The sequence below is a fragment of the Tabrizicola oligotrophica genome (genome assembly GCF_011008935.1).
Lineage (GTDB): Bacteria > Pseudomonadota > Alphaproteobacteria > Rhodobacterales > Rhodobacteraceae > Tabrizicola_A > Tabrizicola_A oligotrophica.
In genome coordinates this window covers 1-805 of the sequence record NZ_JAAIVJ010000040.1, presented here as the reverse complement: position 1 = coordinate 805, position 805 = coordinate 1, and the positions used below count along the sequence as shown (strand labels likewise).

Annotated in this window: 1 protein-coding gene; it reads left to right on the top strand. The window is 64.2% G+C overall.

The annotated features are described in order from the left end of the window. Positions 1 to 554: M10 family metallopeptidase C-terminal domain-containing protein (locus G4Z14_RS18730; protein ID WP_407703847.1), on the top strand; the 554-nt coding region annotated here is incomplete at its 5' end. Positions 555 to 805: the final 251 nt, after the last annotated feature.

Sequence of the window (805 nt, the reverse complement as noted above, 5' to 3'; positions counted from 1 at the left end):
ACGCGGTCAACCTGACGACCGGGCTGACCAACTTCGCCGGCGAGAGCTTCACCCAGATGGAGAACCTGATCTCCGGCATCGGCCATGACACGCTGACCGGCACCAGTGGCGCCAACGCGATCTACGGCGGGGCCGGCAATGACATCATCCGGGGGCTGGGTGGGGCGGACAGGCTTACCGGGCAGGCTGGTCAGGACGTCCTGATCGGAGGAAATGGTGCGGATGTGTTCGTCTTCACCTCGGAGAGCGATTCCCCGGCAGGAAGTGCCGACCGGATCACTGCGGGCAACGGCGCTCCGGCATTCCAGGGGGCCGGCGTTGCTGGTGGTGATGTGATCGACCTGTCGCAAATAGACGCCGATACCACAGTGGCTGGCAATCAGAGCTTCACCTTTGGTGGTGTCGGGATCGGCAGGATCTCCTGTGTCAACAACGGGACCAATACCGTGATCCGCGGCAACACCGACGCGGATGCGGCGTTCGAGTTCACGATTGTCGTCAAGGATGGCGCCCTGCTGGCCTCGGCCTACGCCGCGGGGGACTTCGTGCTGTAGGGACCTTGGCACTGTCGGAACAAGCCCGGTGAGCGGGACAGGCCGCGTGTGGGCGAAACATTCGGGATGGGGGGCGGTGTTGTGCCGGCCCCCAACTTGCCCTTGCGGCGTGTCCCGGACGAAAGTAAGCGTCCGGCCTGACCGCCCTGCCGCGTGGTGAGAGAGGCGGATAGTGTCCACCATCGATAGTGGACACTATGGTGATGGCGTGGCGCGTCGGACGAAGCGACTTTGGACGGATGAGGAGAAGC